The following is a 16,158-nucleotide window of genomic DNA, read 5'->3' on the forward strand; positions in this document are numbered from 1 at the left end:
TTAAAGGAAATATTCATAAAGTAATATTAAGTAACTCGAATTGAGGAGATAAAGATGGCGGAGGATAAGGGGAAAAGAAAAGGTGCGGTCCATGTTTACACAGGCAACGGCAAGGGCAAAACCACCGCCGCGGTGGGCCTGGCCTTGCGCGCGGTAGGCCATGGTTTCAAAGTGTTTATGCTGCAGTTTATGAAAGGCAGTAAAAATTACGGCGAAATTATCGCCGCCGAAAAATATCTTCCCGATTTTACCATTGTGCAATCAGGTTTGGAAACCTTCGTCAGCAAGGAGGACCCGGCTCAGGTCGATATTGACCTTGCGCTCCGGGGCCTTGAAATTGCAAAAGAAGTAATCAGAGAAAACAAGTATGACATGGTAATACTTGACGAAATAAACGTGGCCCTGGACTACAAGCTGATCCCCCTGGGCGAAGTCGTGGAAATGATAAAGAGCAGGCCGCCTGAAATGGAACTGGTCCTTACCGGCCGCGACGCCCCGAAGGAGATCATGGAACTGGGCGATGTGGTGAGCGACGTTACCCTGGTAAACCACCCTTTTTACCACGGGGTGGAAGCGCGGGAAGGAATCGAGTTCTGATATTATAAGGCTAACACCCGCATGATTTATCGTCTTTTTTGTTAAACTTCTCAGGAGGTATGGCGGCTATTTCAGCCAGGGAGCGGATGGCAAAGTCTACTTCCTCCTCCTTGTTGAAATATGAAAAACTAAACCGTACCAGCTTCTTTTCAAAAGTCCCCAGCGTCCTGTGCGCGTCCGGCGCGCAGTGCAGGCCGGCCCTGCAGGCGATATTGTACTGCTGGTCCAGCACCGTCCCCACCTGCCCGCTGTTTTTACCTTCCAGGCTGAAGGACACCACCGGCGCGCGCTCATATAATTCCGCCGGGCCGTAAACCTTAAGGCCTTTTATCTTTTCCGCTCCCTTCAGGAACCGGCCCGTGAGGCCCATTTCATGCTGCCTGATCTTCTCTGATCCTTCGTCTCTTATAAATTTGAGTCCCGCCGCCAGACCTGATATCCCCACAGAATTTAAGGTGCCGCTTTCATAGCGTTCCGGCAGAACATCAGGCTGTCCGGGAATATGTGACATGCTTCCGGTACCGCCTTCCTTTAAAGTCGTTAACTCCAAACCTTCAGAGATATAAAGGCCGCCTGTGCCTGTAGGGCCAAAGAGCCCCTTGTGTCCCGGGAAAGCCAGCAGATCTATATTCATAAAAGGCACATCGATGTTAAAAACGCCGACGGTCTGGGCTGCGTCTACTATGAACTTCAGCTTTTTTCTTTTTGCCAGCCTTCCTATTTCCGCAACCGGCATCAATGTACCCGTAACGTTGGAGGCATGTGTAATAACTATCGCGGCGGTATTCGGCTTAAAAGCGTTTTCTATATCCGCCACCTTGATCCCGCCGTCACCGGAGCAGGCGACTTTGGACACATCGACGCCCTTTCCCTGCAGCACATGCAGAGGCCTGGTAACCGAGTTGTGTTCCATGGAACTGGTTACAACGTGGTCACCCGGCTTGAGCAGGCCCTTGATAGCCAGGTTCAGAGACTCGGTGGCGTTTAAGGTGAATACAATCCTGTCCGGGTTTGCTATATTAAAAAGCAGGGAAAGGAGTTCCCGTGCTTCGTCAACCAGCCTGCCCGCTTTAACCGCCATCTGGTGACCCGACCTGCCGGGGTTGGCCCCTACGAATTTTATACAGTGTTCCATAGCCTGCCAGACTTGAGGAGGTTTGGGCCATGAGGTGGCAGCGCTGTCAAAATAAATCAAGTGACATCCCCCTATTAAATAATTCTTGCATTAACTGTAGATTTATATTCTTGTTTGCTAACAATTATTTTATTCAGCCCGTTTAATTTAGTTTCCAGAAAATAACTATGAACCGCCATGGAGCAGCTGGTTTCAACACCATGGGCTTACAAGATAAAAAAAGTTTGAGGGCATTTTCGTGCCCTCAAACTTTTTTTATTTATTTTATTTTCCCGCGAACAACTGGGTAACCACAACCCCGTTTGGAGTTTTAACTATACCTATGCCGATTATGGTATGCATGGAATTCATGATATTCGCCCTGTGTCCCTCGCTGCTCATAAACAGCTCGTGTGCCCTCTGGGTTGTGGCAGCCTTGGCGATATTTTCCGCTCCCATAACCCTGTATGATACACCAGCTTTCTTCTCCATGTCTAACGCGCTGCCGTAGGTTGGAGAAGTATGGCTGAAGTAGTTGTTTTGATACATGTCCTGGCTTTTCATCCTTGCCAGTTCAACCAGTTTGGCGTCAACAGTAAAAGGTTGAAGCCCCGCCTTTGTCCTTTCCTGGTTTACCAGATCCAGCATAAGTTTTTCATCCGCGCTCAAGACCGAAGACCCCTGGTCGGCCGGTGGTGTTGTCGGTGCTGTCGGCGTTGTTGGTGTTGTAGGCGTTGTCGGTGTAGTAGGCGTTGTCGGTGTAGTAGGTGCCGTAGGTATACCGGTATATCTTCCGTAGCTGCTGCCGTAATACTTGCTCCAGTATGATCCCAGCGGGCTTGTTGTTTTAGCCGGTGTTGTCGGTGTTGTTGGAGCTGTGGGTGTCGTCGGCGTTGTAGGTGTAGTAGGTGTTGTAGGTGTTGTAGGTGTAGTAGGTGTTGTACCGCTTCCCCCGTAGTATTTATCATAATATGCGTACATAGGGCTGCCAACCGGGTACGGGTTTGCAGGAGTAGCCGCGCTGGCGGCAGTCAACGTGAAAGAAATCATTAACAAGCAGGTTATAATCACATACGTTATGCGCCTGGTTCTGGACATATCCATTTCCCCTTTCCCTTTGCCTGCGGGCTGTTCGATCAATCAAACCGGAACTTAATGTATCCGTTCCGGCAAATTAAATTTGATTGATTATTCAACATCCCGTTCCAGAGCATGTTATTTCTGGAATTTGGCTTTTTTTTAGTACTAATGAGAAATTATATATATCCTCGTCTGCTTTGACAAAGCCTTCTCTGGAACATAGACGGGCATGAGGGAAAGTGAGATATCCTATTCATCCGCATTAATGCTTATTTTCAAAATCAGAGCAAAGTGGTAAATATAACCCCTGATTTGGATAAATGTTCAATATGATCATATTAGGCCCGGCACGCCGGGCTAGCAGTGCCTTCATCCTCCAGGTGAAGCGGATATGCCGAGCGAGCTCATCGCGGCTTTCAACTTGCCTGGATATACTTTGGAAGGGTTGTAAGAAATTTTCATCCTGTCAGGAGGAAATATTTGCACGTTGCTGACACCCTCGATATTCATGATGACTTCCTTTAGCTTTTTTGCTTTTTCACTGTTCTGCAGGCCGTTCACTACAAGGTTCATTAAATACACTCTAATTACTCCCCGTATTCTAATGGATTAATTGAATTAGGAGCGGATAAACCGCTCCTAATATCTAGCGTCCCGCTAAAGGCGGGCATTGCGGCGGGAATAACGTTGGAGGACACACGAACGGGCCTTCAGGCGATACTTGTTCGCAAAGAGCCGGCGTGCAGAAGCCAAAGCTGGGGATAAGGATTTTTACTATTGCCACGGACTGGATGACAATACAGAGGTCAAAGGTGCAGCAGATTTGATTGCCGAGGATCAGGCACGGCCCGCAGGCGGCATTGACAATCTCGCAGTTCGTGAAGGTTCCCTCTGGCGCGCAGAGGACTACTGTCTTGGTGAAGCTGAAGGTCAGCCCCCTGAATGTTTGTACTACTTCTCCCTCAGTATTCAATATTTCAAGCTTGTAGGTGACCACCACTGCGAAAGTTACGTTTGCCCTGCCCGACTCGTTAGGCTCGGACCGGCTGACCTCGCTGCAGGTGGCGTTCTTGATGGTACATCTCACTGTGGCGCCCGTCGGAGGCATAAAGGTATTCAAGGGAGTACAGATATTTTCGCGGCGCTCCGCCTGGAAACAAAAATCGTATACCTTTGGCACCTCGATACAGATAGTCTCAAAATTTCTCAAGCTTTCCATTTCCATAAATTCAAAGCCCTCCTCTTATAACTGGGTTAATCATTACCTGTCAATACAAAATATGCCAACTCACAAAGATTGGTGAGGTTATTCCAGGAAAAATTATGTATAACTTTTTTGAAAATAACGCATAGGATATTTCGAGGTGATCCAATTGTTTCGCAGAGTTTATTTTAACCCTTACCGGCAGGCCCTGGAAAGATACCTTTCTTCCCGACAAGAAGCCTTAGAAGATAAAAGAGACTGCCTTAAAGACAGCACCATGAAGCGTGAGCAAAAACAACAGTGCCATAAAGAAGTTCAATCGGGCAATCTGCCAGGGAAAGCTGCTGAAAATTCTGCCGGCAAGGATGTTATCGGCGGGTTTAAAGAAATAGCGCCGGGCATATACCAGTTCCGGCAGCCAGCGCCCGCCTCGAAAGGATATGAAGTGCCGCCCAAATTATACCCTTCCTGCCAGTCCGGGCATTTAAATCCGCAAAGAGCGGGTGAATTGGGTTTTAAAAGAGTTGACGGACTTCCGGGACCTTACCAACATTACAACACACCTGTTTTTCAATTTACCTGAAAAAAACCATTCGTGCCCGCTGTAAGCGGACAGCCAGGAAAAGAAACCAAATGAACGTCTTCTTGACTCCCCGGGGGTATAAAAAAACGCCCTTGCGGGCGTTGTTAGGGGGTAGTCGGCATTAAACCGATTGTTTGGAGCGTCTGTCAAAAAACGAACATACTTTAAGAATAATAAATACCAGGGGATTTTTCATCCGTCTTTCCAGCCTTTTGTATCCTTCCCTGGCGGCTGCCAGCTCCTGTTGAGCTAACATGTAAGAGCGCTGGAAATCCTCTTCCGATTTAAGGGTCTTCAATAAGTCGTTACTGAGGTCTTTTATTTCTTCCTTAAGCCTTCTGTTTTCTATAACGGCAGAGGATTTCTCTCTCTCTATTTTCTGCTTTAAATCAATTATTTCTGTTTGCAGTTCAGCTATTTTAATGCCGTGCTGCTCTTTTATTTCAGCCAGCTTTAATTTGTTTTCCCTGTCCCTTTCCTTGTAATGCTGCAGTTTTGTAAACAAGCCCTCCAGGTTGCCATGGTTTTTGGCCAGCAGTTCCTTCAGCCTCGCTGCCTCCTCATGCGCCTCCTTTGTCCGTTTTACCCAGAGACGGCACTGGTATAAAATGCTGTTAGCCTTAGCCTCAAGTTTTGCCAGGTGCTCCCTGTAGCGCAGTATTTCTCTTTTGCGCAGCGACAGGAGAAGGTCCTTTTCAGCCATCTGGGTTAACAAGTATTCATGCTGGCCGGCCAATTCCATTTTTTCTGCCAGGGCCGCCGCTGTTTCCCGCTGCCCTGAAACCGCTTCCTGCACATGTTTTTGCATTGAATCAAGCTTGTTTTTCCAGCATGACCGGTCACGGTGCCAGCGATATTTTTGCCTGTTCACAACGCCGAGAAATTTTTTTAACAGGTCCTCATACAGCACCCTGGCGGCAGGGTTATACGACCAGACACCCTCACCCGCCATTTCAAAATATGAAAACTTTTTCAACACCCCTTCCAGTGTCTTGATGTCAGTACTGCGCCAGGAATTAATCAATTGGTGAAGCTGCTGCAGCGAAAGGCCTCCGGGGTGTATTTTCATAGCTTTTATCAACAGGTTTTTCAAAGAGTAATGGCTTGTTTCAACTTCCCATTCAGTCAATCCCCAATAGCCGTTATCCAGCTGGATGAACCTGCCGTCAGAGATCAGGCAGACCTCCTCTGATATAATTTTTTTTACTTTCTTCTTCTTGTTATTAGCGTTTTTTAAGATTTCCCGCAGGTTTAAAGACTGGCCTTTCTTAAGGAGAAGTGAATAAAACTGGTCATTCTCTTTATTCCCTTCCAAATCCAGACGCCAATTGTCTTTTTCCTTGTAAAAACATGGGTTTTGATTCAAACAAAGATTAACTCTTTCCTCAACCTGCGACAGGGAATAATCCTTCAGCATTTTTCTTTGTACATGAGGCGCCAGCTCTGCTACAGACAGGGCTTCAAAGAAGAACAGAGTTTTCTTTAGAACATCAGTCAGGGAATTAAGCTTCCCACCCATTTTGCATGTCTCACCTACCTTGCAAGTATAGCTGTTTTAATAATAAATTCATTTGAGATTTCAATATTCCTTTATTTTCCATAGAAATAATTGTAAATTTATTTATTAATTATTCAACAAAATTCTCAAGAAAAAATCGGCAAAAGAAGCAATATTACAGTTGATTAAAAACACCAGGTTGCAATATAATAAAGTAAATGGTTGTTATACAGGGTTGGATGGTTATATACTATACTTTAACGGTTAAACCATTTACTAATTATTGATAAAAATCGCCCGCGAGCGGTTGTTTTTATGGCTGAATGGAATGCCTCCCTCATACAGATTAGGGGTGAAGTCATGATCCTTGCCTGTTGCGAGATCGAAAGTCCCATGAACTCAACAAAAGAATATTTTTTGGAGGGGCCGGTAGTATCAAAATCCCTTGAAAACCTCAATATTAACCGGAAGCTAACAAATTTCCGGCCGGCGGAGGACCAGAAAAAAGCGCTTATTTCAATATCCAAACTGCCTGATGGGATGATCTACATTGCCCGTTCGGGCCGTGAAATCATTGGCTATGTCACATTCCACTACCCGGAGTCATATTTCAGGTGGAGCAAGCATCCAAAAGTATTGGAACTCGGCGGCATCGAGATCAGTCCTGACTGGAGAAAAAAAGGCATCGCAGAGGCTTTGCTGAAGGAGGCCTTTAACAACCCGGCCATGGAAGAATTTATCATAGTCACTCTTGAATTTTGCTGGCACTGGGACTTAAAAGGCAGCGGACTGGAGATTTTTGAATACCAGAAGATGCTGGAGAAGCTTTTTGGGATGGTCAGCCTTAAAAGACGCGCGACTGATGACCCCGACATTACGGAACATCCTGCTAACGTCTTGATGGTAAGGTACGGAAAGCGTGTCAGCACAAAAGACATAGCGCTGTTTGAGGATATGCTGTTTGAAGGAAGGGCTGAATTACATTAAAAAGCCTGCTTGCCGTAAGGCAAAGCAGGCTTTTAATTGATTTTTCACTCCCGGATTTTTTGTATCCGGGCTTATTTATTTCAGGCTGTAATTGGGAGCTTCTTTGGTTATGGTTACATCGTGCGGGTGGCTTTCCTTCAGCCCCGCGGCGGTGCAACGCATAAACCTGGACTTGGTCTTCAGCTCATGGATGTCGCGGGTGCCCACGTAGCCCATCCCCGCTCTTAGCCCGCCAATCAATTGATATACTGTTTCAGATAGAGAGCCTTTGAAGGGGACCCTGCCTTCCACTCCCTCAGGCACAAGCTTGTTATCGCTTTCTGTCTCAGCCTGAAAATAACGGTCTTTGCTGCCGCCTTTCATAGCCGCCAGGGAACCCATGCCGCGATATACCTTGTAGCTGCGGCCCTGGTAAATTTCAATGTCTCCGGGGCTCTCCTCGGTGCCCGCCAGCAGGCTGCCGAGCATTACCACATCCGCACCCGCCCCTATGGCTTTGGTTATATCTCCCGAATACTTAATGCCGCCGTCGGCTATGATCGGGATGCCGGCTTTATTTGCTTCAATGGCGCAGTCGTATATGGCTGTCACCTGGGGCACGCCAATCCCGGCAATAACCCTGGTTGTACATATAGATCCGGGGCCCATGCCTACCTTAACAGCATCCGCGCCTGCCTTGATCAAGTCCCTTGTCCCTTCGGAGGTGGCCACATTTCCGGCGATCACCGCGACTTCAGGGTATTTGTCCTTTATCCTGGCTACCAGGTCCATTACTCCCCTGGTGTGACCGTGTGCAGTATCAACTACCAGAGCGTCTACATTTGCCTTCACCAGCGCCTCCACCCTGTCCATGGTGTCGGAGGTAACACCGACCGCTGCCGCCGCGATCAGCCGGCCTCTCTTATCCTTCGCCGAGTTGGGGTACTGGCGGGTTTTTTCAATGTCTTTTATCGTTACGAGTCCCCGCAGCATAAACTTATCATCTACAATCGGCAGCTTTTCTATCTTATACTGTTTTAGAATTTCTTTGGCCTGGTCCACCGTCGTGCCCAGGGGCGCGGTAACCAGGTTTTCCTTAGTCATCACTTCTTCTATTCTCTTTGTGAAATCACGTTCAAAGCGGAGGTCCCGGTTGGTAAGGATACCGACAAGTTTTCCATCTACAGTTATCGGCACTCCGGAAATGCGGTACCTTTCCATTAATACCAGCGCCTCACTAACCAGGCTGTCAGGTGAAAGGTAGATCGGATCTGCGATTATTCCGTGTTCTGAACGTTTTACCCGGTCCACTTCAAGAGCCTGGCGCTCTATTGGCATATTTTTATGGATAACGCCGATACCGCCCTCACGGGCGATAGCAATAGCCATTCTTGATTCGGTAACAGTGTCCATGCCGGCACTCATCAGCGGAATATTCAGCTTTAACTCTTTGGTAAGATTTGTCGTAGTGTCGACGTCCCTAGGCTGGACTTCCGCGGCTGCAGGAATGAGCATAACATCGTCAAAAGTGAGACCTTCTCTGCTAAATTTATCCGGCCACATTTGCTCTCTCCCCCTTGCGATAATTTTCAAGCAAATTAGTATTTGTTTATTATAGCACAGTTATCGCGGGGATGTACAAGCAAATTTAGTCTGACAGGATATGCTTCGAAACAATAAAAAACGGGTATAAATGCTTATAACAGGCATTTTAGTCCTGTCCCATCACTGAATCGACGCCGTGGGTGTAGAAATGGTCTCTCAGGTGATATATAAGTTTTTCTGATACATCAAATTCTTCCGCCATCTCCGTATCGGTTTTATCATTCTTTATCCCGTCTATGAAGCGGTCGACGTCCACTCCCACCTCGCCGACCATTTCTTTCAGGCTTGGCTCCGAACTCCAGGGCACCCTGCTCACTATAAAGGAATCGCTTTCATCCATAATAAAAACACCCCCAGTTTTTATTATATATTTTCCGCCTGGAGGCAATTAATACGTATACTGTTTTTGATATGTTCAGCCTATTTACTTTCCCCTTCTTTGCCAACCAGGAAAACATCACTGCGCGGATAAGGAATTTCAATGCCTTCCTTTTCAAACCTCTCTTTGATGCTCATATTCAACTCATCGATGACCCCCAGGCGATCCCGGTAGTTTTCTATCGTGAAGCTGATGGAAAGGTTCAATGAGGAAATCCCGTAAGCTGTAAAAAACACGCCCGGTTCGGGCTCTTTTAATACCCTGGCGTTGCCGGCAAGGATTTCTTTTAAGACTGCCTTGACTACATTAATATCAGAACCATAGGCCACCCTGACCTCCATGGTCACGCCGATATCCGGAGTCGGAAAAACGTGGTTGACAATCCTGCTGTTGGCCAGGTCCTTATTCGGCACCACTATCACATTGTTTTCGGGGGTCAGGATCCTGGTCGTCCTGGTCCCGATCTGGATCACATCACCGACATGCCCCTTGTCCAGCTCAATCCTGTCACCAGGCCTGAACGGGCGGTCCAGCATAATCATCAGCCCGGCAAACATATTGCTTAATGTCTCCTGGGCGGCGAGCGCAATAGCCAGAGAAGCCACACCGGCTGTGGCAATAAGCCCGGTAATGTTTTTGCCGAAATATTCGAGGATGAAGGTAAAAGCGATAAAATAGATAACCAGCCTGGCCAGCTGTCTTATCAACGGCAGAAATTGCTCCAGCGAACCCTGAGTCCTGCTGTAATACTCCCTGGAATACCAGTCAACAGCGACGTGTACCGCCAGGTCGACCAGGAGGGCGAGGACAATCACCATTGCTGTGTAAAACAACTTGTCCAGGGCGCCAAAAAACGCCTGTCCGGGAGCAGGCCCCAGATAACCCAAAGTAAACTTCACAAAAAACAAGAAGGTAAATATCACCAGGTAACGGTGAGAAGCTTTGACCAGCCTTTTATATATCTCGATGCTGGAACGGGCGGCCAGCCTGCCGGCAACAACATCCCACAGTTTGCCCAGCAGCCAGGCGAAAATGATGGAAAACAGAAGGCACAGGGCAGCTTTCCCGATTATCAACAAATTGTTTTGATAGCTGATAAGGTAAGACCACATATTAGACATTTACAGCTCCTATTTGCGTCCGGCGTCAGACAGGCAGTCATAAGCAATTTCAAGGTGGGAGCGGTCATTAAAAAGCATAAGTATGCCCTTATCCCATTCAGGGAAATCAATTATATTCAAGCAGGCGTTATCCTGGCGAAGACGCCAGTATTTATTCATATCCATGCCCAGCACAGTGCCAACGACACTACGGATTACACCGCCGTGGGATACCAGTACGACATTGCCGTCGCCGTGAGACTCCACAATTTTTTTCACAGCCGTGACAGTCCTTTTCACCACTTCATCCAGCGACTCGCCACCCGGTATCCTGGTCAGCAGGGGTGTCTCCCACCACTGCTTTATTTCTTCCGGGTACTGCCCCTGTATCTCGTTGATGCTGAGCCCTTCCCAGCGGCCAAAATTCAACTCTCTCAGCTGCGGCAGCGTCTTTATATCCTGGTTGTTGTGATGCAGCGCGATGATCCTGGCCGTTTCATAAGCCCTGACCAGGTCACTGGCGTAGAATGCGTCAAATTTCAATGCCGCAAGACGTCTACCCAGCTGCTCGGCCTGGCGGCGTCCCCGTTCAGACAGCGGCACGTTGGAATGGCCCTGTAATCTTGACGTGGCGTTCCAATCAGTCTCTCCATGTCTGACCATGTAAATACGGCAGCTCATTATATTATCTTCCTCCCAGTATATCCTTTATCGCTGCAATAAGGATTTCGTTTTCCGGCCTGTTTTTTACCGCTAACCTGATGTAGCGGCCGGCAAGCCCGCTGAAACCGTAACAGTCCCTGACCAGGATGCCGCGCCTGCCCAGCAGTTCTGTTAATTCACCTGATTTGAGTCCGCTTTCGCTTATATTCAGCAGGATAAAATTAGCCGCGCCCTGCAGGGGGCACAAGCCGGGGATATTCTGCAGTTCTTCAAAGAGAAATGATTTTTCCCTGTTTACCAGCGCGTTGGTACGCTCCATATGTTCCAGGTCGTTGAGACCCGCCAGGCCAGCGGCCTGGGCCAGGATATTCACATTCCACGGATCTTTTGAGGCGTCCATCCTTTTAATTATGTCTTTCGGGGCGGCTATGGAGCCCAGCCGCAGCCCCGGTATGCCGAAAAACTTGGTCAGGGAATACAGCACCGCCAGGTTGGCGGAACTCCCCACGGCGGGCATCATGGAATACAAGGCCCGCTGCGGCACAAAATCCATAAAAGCTTCGTCTACCACGACCAGTACACCGTGGGCGGCGGACCGTTCGAGTATCTGTTCTATGGCGCGTTTTTCAACCAGGCGCCCGGTGGGGTTATTGGGAGTGCAGATAAAAAGCATGTCGGCCTGAGGTATGAGTTTTATTATTTTCTCGGCCGGAAGGCTAAACCCTTCTTCCTCATCCATTTCGACCTCAATTACTTCACCGCCCTGGCTTAGGACCGCAAGACCGTACTCGCAAAAAGACGGGACCGGGATCAGCGCCTTTTTACACCCCATTACGCGTACCAGAAGATAAATCAGTTCCGCCGCGCCGTTACCCAGCAAAAGCAGATCCCTGTCAATTCCCAGGTAATCTGCCAGGGTATCCTTTAATTCAGTGCAGTCCGGATCAGGGTAATTTACAATTGCGTCAAGGTTGCTTGTTATGGCGTCATAGATCTTTTTTGAGGGCCCCAGGGGATTGATGTTCGCGCTGAAATCAATTATTTTCTCTTTGGGCAGCCCGTATTTTCTTGACGCCAGGGTAATATTGCCCCCGTGAATATGTTCAAGTTGCTGCAACAGATCTAGCTCCCTTCCCCTAATCTATCCTCTATCGGGGACATTAATTGAGTCGTGGGTCGTGGGACGTTGGACGTGGGGTAATTGAGTCGTGAGTCGTGAGTATATCTTATCCTGCATTTCTTCAGGGTCTTAAAACCCTTTAAAATGTCATGCATTCTCACGTCTCACATCTCATTTCTCACGTCCCAAACGGTGTGTCCCCATTCCGCTGTCATAGTATCTATTAACGATATGCGTTCGTTGTTAAAGGCTCTGCTCACTTTAATAACAACATATAGGCGGCAAGCAGCAGCAATACCTCACTTAGCTCGTTGATAAAACCATATATATCACCAGTGAGGCCTCCTAATTCTTTGCTGATCTTACTTCCTGCCAGGTACGTTATGAAGCCTCCCAAAGCCATCAGCAGGGCACCGTGCAAGCCAAGCGCCGTCGCGGCGGCAGCGCCCGCTAATACTGTTGCCAGCAGCATCTCCTTTTTACCGCAGTATTTCTTATAGATTGTTCCAAGCCCTTCCTGCCTGGCGTAAGGAAAAACAAATACTGCCAGGGTCATGTTCCAGCGGCTTATAGCAGGCACCGCCACCAGAAGCTTAACCAGCACATGGCCGGGGATCCCCGCCAGAAGGTTGAATTTAAACAGCAGCAGGCAAATTGCCCCGATCACGCCGAAAGCGCCCACCCTGCTGTCCCGCATGATTTCGAGCTTTCTTTCTCTTGGGCGGCCGCTGAATAAACCGTCGATGCTGTCCATAAAGCCGTCCAGGTGGATTCCCCCGGTTAACACAACCATTAGCACAATTAAGAGAGAAGCCTGCAGGTTAATCGGCAAATACAGTCCCGCCGCCCAGGCCACAGCCGCCATTACAGCGCCTATTACAGCGCCTGCCACCGGAAAAAACGCCGTGGCCCGGCCGCAGGATGCCTCGTCGAAAGTCACGTGGGGCAGGGGCAGCCTGGTTAAGTGCTGCAGCGCGAATATAAGGCTCTTCAATAAATATATTCATCCCTTTCCGCGAAGGCAACAAAATACTTAAGGTGCCCTGGTTCTAATATTTCTTTTTAAAAAAGCCGCCTGGCAAAAAAGAAAACAAGCAATCCAGTGAATACCGCTATCGATGAAGAGAGGTACATGAGTTTCACCGTCTGTTTTATATGGTCAGGCGCCAGGGGCGTCAGAGGCTTACCCATGTAAGCCCTGAATGAGCCGCGTCCGTTGTAGTAGTTCATTCCTCCCAGCCGCACTCCAAGTGCGCCGGCAACAGCCGCCTCGGGGATGCCGCTGTTGGGGCTGGGATGACCTGACGCGTCCCTCAATACCGCCTGCAGCGCTCCTTTGGCGCTCATCCTGAGTATCCAGGCTGCTGCCGGCAAAAACAGCCCTGTCAAACGGGCGGGTATATAATTGGCAATGTCGTCAAGCCTCGCTGAAGCCATGCCAAAGTTAATGTAGCGTTCATTTTTATAACCCAGCATCGAGTCAAGGGTGTTGACGGCACGGTATGCCATGGCCAGGGGGGCGCCGCCGATAAAAGCGTAGAAAAGAGGCGCCACGACACCGTCCACTATGTTTTCAGCCACAGTTTCCACTGACGCCCTGATTACAGACCCTGGCTCCATTTGACTTGTGTCACGGCCAACGATCATCCCTACTTTGCGGCGGGCTTCAGCCAGATTTTCGTTTTGCAGCAGGATGTAAATTTCCCCGGCCGCCCTTGACAGGCCGCGCGCCGCTATCGTAGTCGAAATGAGCCAGATAGACAAAATCGCGCCGGCCCAGTAATTTATGCTGAATGCCCAGCGCGCCAGCAGGCAGGTCAGTCCCCAGCTCGCGCCCACAATAATTATCGCGGTCAGGAGGCCCGTAATTTTTAAAGCGGCCGGGTTTTGGGAAACCCGTCGGAACAGTCGCTCCATTATTTCGATTGCTTTTCCGATTAGCACCACCGGATGTGGAATCCAGGCCGGGTCCCCCACCAGCAGGTCCAACAGAAACGCCAGCAATACAAACAAACCTATATTTTCCAGCATAACTGATTACCTATGTCCGTAAAATTTATTTTAATCCCATGAGGGCATAGACCTTTTCCATATCCAAGCTGCCCCGCACCACCGCGGCCAGTTTGTCCAGGTCTTTATGGCGCTGTTCAAACGCCGGTATCGACGTGGCCGGCTCAAGCGGCCTTAAGCCCTTTCTGGCGCGCAGGTTGTTGAGGACTCGCCGCCTGAAATCGCTGCTGTCAAAGATGCCGTGGATGTATGTGCCGAAAACCAGGCCGTCCCGGCTTACCGCCCCGTCAGGTGAACTAGCTTCCCGGCCGGAGCTCTCAGTTACTCTGAAAGCAGGGTGAACACCAACCGCCAGCTCGGTCTTGCCCATGTGTATCTCGTAACCGGAGACCCGGCTGCCTTTTGTCCCCCCGAGCAGCGGCCCCGCCCCCGCCACTTCCGCTTCCACCTGGGTGGTAACTTTTTCACTGTAAAATGTTGTGGATATATTAAGAAGCCCCAGGCCTTCCATGCGCGGGATTTCTGATTCAGTATGGAGCGGGTCGCTTAATTCTGCGCCGAGTATCTGGAATCCGCCACAGATACCGATAACAGGGGTCCCGGCCCGGTTGAGCTCCACGATCCTGGCCGCCAAGCCGGAACGTTTTAAGAAGTACAGGTCTTCAATAGTATTTTTACTGCCAGGTATTATAACCAGGTCCGGCCTGCCCAGGCGGTTCCCCCTGCCGACATAGCTCATCCTGACATCAGGTTCGTCTTCCAGCGGATCAAAATCGGTAAAGTTGGATATGTGAGGCAGGTGAACGACAGCTATATTCAGCCACTCATCCTCCGCAGCCACCTCTGCTGTTCCCCGGTCTTCAGAGATAGTATCTTCCTCCTGGACCCTGAAACCCTGGAAATAAGGCACCACCCCAAAGACCGGCCGTCCGGTTTTCCGCTCGAGGAAGTCCACGGCAGGCTGAAAAAGGCTCAGATCGCCCCGGAATTTGTTAATTATAAAACCGGCTATACGCGCGCGGTCCTCCTCTGAAACCAGTTCCATGGTGCCGACAACAGACGCCAGCGCGCCCCCCTTGTCTATATCGGCAACAAGCAGTACCGGTGCCTCTGCCATCCTGGCGATGCGCATATTAACTATTTCATGCTCCTGCAGGTTTACCTCGGCCGGGCTGCCGGCGCCTTCAATTACAACAATATCAAAGTTGGAACGCAGCCGGTTTAAAGCCTCCTCGATAACCTGCAGGGCTCTGGGAGCATAATCAAGGTGATACTGCTGCGCTGAAAAATTCCCTACGGGCCTGCCCAGAACTATTACCTGCGAAGAAGCGTTGCCGGTAGGTTTTAATAAAATCGGGTTCATATCCACCGTGGGGTCGATGCAGGCTGCCTCTGCCTGTACCACCTGCGCCCGGCCCATTTCTCCGCCGTCTTTGGTAACAAAGGAATTTAGGGCCATATTCTGTGACTTAAAAGGCGCCACACGAAATCCATCACGCACAAATATACGGCACAGTGCAGCGACCAGAACACTCTTACCCACATGGGAAGCGGTGCCCTGGATCATAATTGTCCTGGCTTTGATAGCAATCACTCCGTTTATAACTAATTTTGCGGCTGGCTTTTTATTTCCAGGGGGATCCCCGCGACTACCAGATAGACACTATCGGCTTTCGCCGCCAGGACCTGGTTGGCTTTGCCGGCCAGGTCCCTGAAGAGCCTGCCTAAAGGGTGTTCCGGGATAATGCCGAGCCCCACCTCGTTGGAAACAATTATCAGGTCAAGGCCGTTTTCCACTGTCTCCGCAAGCCTGACGACCTCTTCCAATATTTTGGCTCCGCTTACAACCGGCTCATGTTCAGAGCACTGCCCATTAAAAAGCAGGTTTGTAAGCCATATGGTAGCGCAATCAAGAAGAAAAACATCTCCTTTTCCACCCCTGCTCAGCACCCCGAGGACATCTTTTTCCTCCTCCACAGTAAACCAATCTTTCGGGCGACGCTCCCGGTGCAGTTTCACCCTTTCAGCCATTTCTTCGTCACGGACAGCCGCCGTTGCGATATAAATTATATTTTTACCTGAGCTTTCCGCTATTTTCTCGGCAAACTCGCTTTTGCCGCTGCGCGACCCGCCCAGTACCAGTGTCAGTTTCCCTTTCATGCTCACCCACCCGCCGTAAAAAATTTCCCCGGCCTGCCGGACCGGGGAGGAATACCGGGCAATATTACCCGCCGTCCCC

Annotated in this window: 17 protein-coding genes; 3 read left to right on the top strand and 14 right to left on the bottom strand. The window is 49.4% G+C overall.

The window, feature by feature from the left end:
* Nucleotides 1–54 precede the first annotated feature (54 nt).
* Complete coding sequence (cobO, locus tag ACOBQJ_RS01260; protein ID WP_421069891.1) at nt 55–597, top strand: cob(I)yrinic acid a,c-diamide adenosyltransferase; 543 nt, start codon at nt 55–57, stop codon at nt 595–597.
* A 10-nt stretch (nt 598–607) separates the two neighbouring features.
* Here cobO and ACOBQJ_RS01265 read toward each other — a convergent pair whose 3' ends face one another.
* From ACOBQJ_RS01265 to ACOBQJ_RS01280, 4 genes are all read right to left on the bottom strand, one after another.
* Nucleotides 608–1,792 (bottom strand): aminotransferase class V-fold PLP-dependent enzyme, encoded by a 1,185-nt coding sequence (locus ACOBQJ_RS01265; protein ID WP_421069892.1) that lies wholly within the window; start codon nt 1,790–1,792, stop codon nt 608–610.
* Between the two features lie 204 nt (nt 1,793–1,996).
* Nucleotides 1,997–2,809, bottom strand: a complete 813-nt coding sequence (locus ACOBQJ_RS01270; protein WP_421069893.1) for a CAP domain-containing protein — start codon at nt 2,807–2,809, stop codon at nt 1,997–1,999.
* Nucleotides 2,810–3,160: 351 nt separating this feature from the next.
* Nucleotides 3,161–3,373, bottom strand: coding sequence for a hypothetical protein (locus ACOBQJ_RS01275; protein WP_421069894.1), 213 nt, complete (start codon nt 3,371–3,373; stop codon nt 3,161–3,163).
* 64 nt (nt 3,374–3,437) lie between these two features.
* Complete coding sequence (locus tag ACOBQJ_RS01280) at nt 3,438–4,016, bottom strand: hypothetical protein (protein WP_421069895.1); 579 nt, start codon at nt 4,014–4,016, stop codon at nt 3,438–3,440.
* Nucleotides 4,017–4,164: 148 nt separating this feature from the next.
* Here ACOBQJ_RS01280 and ACOBQJ_RS01285 point away from each other — a divergent pair, with 148 nt between their 5' ends.
* Nucleotides 4,165–4,578 (top strand): hypothetical protein, encoded by a 414-nt coding sequence (locus ACOBQJ_RS01285; RefSeq protein ID WP_421069896.1) that lies wholly within the window; start codon nt 4,165–4,167, stop codon nt 4,576–4,578.
* 121 nt (nt 4,579–4,699) lie between these two features.
* On the opposite strand, the gene ACOBQJ_RS01290 is transcribed toward ACOBQJ_RS01285, so the two are convergent.
* Nucleotides 4,700–6,097, bottom strand: a complete 1,398-nt coding sequence (locus tag ACOBQJ_RS01290) for a phage-shock protein (protein ID WP_421069897.1) — start codon at nt 6,095–6,097, stop codon at nt 4,700–4,702.
* Between the two features lie 294 nt (nt 6,098–6,391).
* Here ACOBQJ_RS01290 and ACOBQJ_RS01295 point away from each other — a divergent pair, with 294 nt between their 5' ends.
* Entirely contained in the window at nt 6,392–7,063 is a 672-nt protein-coding gene (locus ACOBQJ_RS01295) for a GNAT family N-acetyltransferase (protein WP_421069898.1), read from the top strand.
* 75 nt (nt 7,064–7,138) lie between these two features.
* Here ACOBQJ_RS01295 and guaB read toward each other — a convergent pair whose 3' ends face one another.
* The 9 genes from guaB to cobU form a co-directional block, all read right to left on the bottom strand.
* A complete protein-coding gene (gene guaB / locus ACOBQJ_RS01300; RefSeq protein ID WP_421069899.1) occupies nt 7,139–8,605 on the bottom strand; it encodes an IMP dehydrogenase in 1,467 nt (488 codons plus the stop codon).
* Between the two features lie 148 nt (nt 8,606–8,753).
* Nucleotides 8,754–8,987 carry a helix-turn-helix domain-containing protein gene (locus tag ACOBQJ_RS01305; RefSeq protein ID WP_421069900.1) on the bottom strand — a complete coding sequence of 78 codons (234 nt, stop codon included), beginning with the start codon at nt 8,985–8,987 and terminating at the stop codon, nt 8,754–8,756.
* 80 nt (nt 8,988–9,067) lie between these two features.
* A complete protein-coding gene (locus tag ACOBQJ_RS01310; RefSeq protein ID WP_421069901.1) occupies nt 9,068–10,147 on the bottom strand; it encodes a mechanosensitive ion channel family protein in 1,080 nt (359 codons plus the stop codon).
* A gap of 9 nt (nt 10,148–10,156) precedes the next feature.
* Nucleotides 10,157–10,807 (bottom strand): alpha-ribazole phosphatase, encoded by a 651-nt coding sequence (gene cobC / locus ACOBQJ_RS01315; RefSeq protein ID WP_421069902.1) that lies wholly within the window; start codon nt 10,805–10,807, stop codon nt 10,157–10,159.
* A gap of 4 nt (nt 10,808–10,811) precedes the next feature.
* Nucleotides 10,812–11,906 (bottom strand): threonine-phosphate decarboxylase CobD, encoded by a 1,095-nt coding sequence (cobD, locus tag ACOBQJ_RS01320; protein WP_421069903.1) that lies wholly within the window; start codon nt 11,904–11,906, stop codon nt 10,812–10,814.
* Nucleotides 11,907–12,165: 259 nt separating this feature from the next.
* A complete protein-coding gene (gene cobS / locus ACOBQJ_RS01325) occupies nt 12,166–12,903 on the bottom strand; it encodes an adenosylcobinamide-GDP ribazoletransferase (RefSeq protein ID WP_421069904.1) in 738 nt (245 codons plus the stop codon).
* A 68-nt stretch (nt 12,904–12,971) separates the two neighbouring features.
* Nucleotides 12,972–13,940 (bottom strand): adenosylcobinamide-phosphate synthase CbiB, encoded by a 969-nt coding sequence (gene cbiB / locus ACOBQJ_RS01330; protein ID WP_421069905.1) that lies wholly within the window; start codon nt 13,938–13,940, stop codon nt 12,972–12,974.
* A 25-nt stretch (nt 13,941–13,965) separates the two neighbouring features.
* On the bottom strand, nt 13,966–15,486 hold the full coding sequence (locus ACOBQJ_RS01335; protein ID WP_421070111.1) for a cobyric acid synthase: 1,521 nt from the start codon (nt 15,484–15,486) through the stop codon (nt 13,966–13,968).
* A 38-nt stretch (nt 15,487–15,524) separates the two neighbouring features.
* A complete protein-coding gene (gene cobU, locus ACOBQJ_RS01340) occupies nt 15,525–16,079 on the bottom strand; it encodes a bifunctional adenosylcobinamide kinase/adenosylcobinamide-phosphate guanylyltransferase (protein ID WP_421070112.1) in 555 nt (184 codons plus the stop codon).
* Between the last annotated feature and the right edge of the window lie 79 nt (nt 16,080–16,158).

The organism is Pelotomaculum propionicicum (genome assembly GCF_048984525.1).
Classification (GTDB): domain Bacteria; phylum Bacillota; class Desulfotomaculia; order Desulfotomaculales; family Pelotomaculaceae; genus Syntrophopropionicum; species Syntrophopropionicum propionicicum_A.

Excerpts from the sequence above, each read along its gene's own strand:
- cobO (WP_421069891.1), top strand. The coding sequence starts at position 55 with ATGGCGGAGGATAAGGGGAAAAGAAAAGGTGCGGTCCATGTTTACACA.
- ACOBQJ_RS01270 (WP_421069893.1), bottom strand. The coding sequence starts at position 2,809 with ATGTCCAGAACCAGGCGCATAACGTATGTGATTATAACCTGCTTGTTA.
- ACOBQJ_RS01280 (WP_421069895.1), bottom strand. The coding sequence starts at position 4,016 with ATGGAAATGGAAAGCTTGAGAAATTTTGAGACTATCTGTATCGAGGTG.
- ACOBQJ_RS01290 (WP_421069897.1), bottom strand. The coding sequence starts at position 6,097 with ATGGGTGGGAAGCTTAATTCCCTGACTGATGTTCTAAAGAAAACTCTG.
- ACOBQJ_RS01295 (WP_421069898.1), top strand. The coding sequence starts at position 6,392 with ATGGCTGAATGGAATGCCTCCCTCATACAGATTAGGGGTGAAGTCATG.
- guaB (WP_421069899.1), bottom strand. The coding sequence starts at position 8,605 with ATGTGGCCGGATAAATTTAGCAGAGAAGGTCTCACTTTTGACGATGTT.
- ACOBQJ_RS01305 (WP_421069900.1), bottom strand. The coding sequence starts at position 8,987 with ATGGATGAAAGCGATTCCTTTATAGTGAGCAGGGTGCCCTGGAGTTCG.
- ACOBQJ_RS01310 (WP_421069901.1), bottom strand. The coding sequence starts at position 10,147 with ATGTCTAATATGTGGTCTTACCTTATCAGCTATCAAAACAATTTGTTG.
- cobC (WP_421069902.1), bottom strand. The coding sequence starts at position 10,807 with ATGAGCTGCCGTATTTACATGGTCAGACATGGAGAGACTGATTGGAAC.
- cbiB (WP_421069905.1), bottom strand. The coding sequence starts at position 13,940 with ATGCTGGAAAATATAGGTTTGTTTGTATTGCTGGCGTTTCTGTTGGAC.
- ACOBQJ_RS01335 (WP_421070111.1), bottom strand. The coding sequence starts at position 15,486 with ATGATCCAGGGCACCGCTTCCCATGTGGGTAAGAGTGTTCTGGTCGCT.
- cobU (WP_421070112.1), bottom strand. The coding sequence starts at position 16,079 with ATGAAAGGGAAACTGACACTGGTACTGGGCGGGTCGCGCAGCGGCAAA.